The organism is Arthrobacter sp. CAN_A214, from assembly GCF_015751955.1.
Lineage (GTDB): Bacteria > Actinomycetota > Actinomycetes > Actinomycetales > Micrococcaceae > Arthrobacter_D.
The window spans coordinates 1-1,435 of record NZ_JADOUU010000090.1 but is presented as its reverse complement, the minus strand read 5'-3'; the positions used below and the strand labels follow the sequence as shown (position 1 = coordinate 1,435).

1 protein-coding gene is annotated in these 1,435 nt (G+C 67.2%); it reads right to left on the bottom strand.

Annotated features, from left to right (window positions below):
- Positions 1-3: 3 nt before the first annotated feature.
- Positions 4-1,314: an ISL3 family transposase gene (locus IWX65_RS17555; protein ID WP_196884837.1), complete on the bottom strand. Its 1,311-nt coding sequence runs from the start codon at positions 1,312-1,314 to the stop codon at positions 4-6.
- Between the last annotated feature and the right edge of the window lie 121 nt (positions 1,315-1,435).

The following is a 1,435-nucleotide window of genomic DNA, read 5'->3' as shown; positions in this document are numbered from 1 at the left end:
GGCTCATCGTAATTGAGGGTGTAGGTGGGGTCTGAAGCCGCCTGATTCGAGCAGGCTGCGGGCGATGTAATTGGTGAGGTTACGGAAGCCGAGGGCCGAGCCGCGGAGGTGCTCGAGGCGGCCATTGATCGCCTCCGTGGGCCCGTTGGAGGTGCCGGGGCGGTCGAAGAACGCGAGCACATCGACGGCGCGTTGCTTCAGGGTCCGGCCAAGCCGGCGGATCTCGACCAGGGCGGCGGGCACGCCGTTGGTGACCGCGCCGATCACGGCCTGCATCAGCTCCTTACCCTTCGTCTTATTCGGTTCCCGGTAGGCGGCGACGATCCGCTGATAGATCCCCCACGTCGCTTCCACCTGGACGTGCTCCTCGGACGCGAAGACAGCTGTCAGGCGCGCGTTCTGCTTCTCCGTCAGCAGGTCCGCGCCGGTATGCAGGGTCCGCCTGGCCCGATAGAGCGGGTCGCCGGCCCTGCCGCGATGCCCGGTGGTGGCTTGTTGGACGCGTTGCCGGCATCGGTCCAACCCGTCCCCGGCGAGGCGGACGACGTGGAAGGGGTCCATGACCGGAACCGCGTCCGGGAGCTCCTCGGAGGTTGCGGTCTTGAACCCGGTGAACCCATCCATCGCGACGACCTCGATGCCGTCCCGCCACGCTTGGGGGCGGTCGTGGAGCCAGTCCTTGAACACCTGCTTGGAGCGTCCTTCGACCATGTCCAGCAGTCGCGCCGGGCCTGTCTTGTCGCGGATCGGGGTGAGATCAATGATGACTGTCACGTACTTGTCGCCGCGGCGGGTATGCCGCCACACATGCTCATCGACGCCGATAGCACTCACGCCATCGAACCGGTGAGGGTCATCGATCAGGCGGCGCTTCCCCTCGGTCATGATCGCGGTGTTCGCCGTATGCCAGGACACCCCAAGGCCTGCGGCGACCCGGGACACGGTGAGGTGATCGACCACGACGCCTTCCAGTGCCCACCGGAGTCCGCGGCGGGAGATCTTCGCCCTCCGCTCAGCTGCGAGGTCCATGTCCTGCCGCCACGTGCGACCGCAGTTCCCGCACCGGTAGCGGCGCACCCGAACCAGCAGCGTGGTGGGCCGGTGACCGAACGGCTCATGCGCAAGCCGGCGCGTCACGGTGCCCCTGGGCGCTCCTTCCGCACCGCAGGATCGGCACCACGGATCCGCCTCGACGACACGGCACTCGATCACTGCCTGACCGGGCCCAAGGTGCTGCCCGACGGCTTCCAGGCCCAGCTCATCGAGCCGGCAGAACGTGGTGAGGTCAGGGCGAACGAAGGTAGCGTTGAACACGTCGAGGTCTTTCGGCTGGGCAGTGTGAGAACTTCCATCATCGGAAGGCCTCGACCTCTATCTCGTCACCGACGCGCCCGCCCCGGCTACACCCCGCCTGCACTCTCGTTTGCGATGAGCC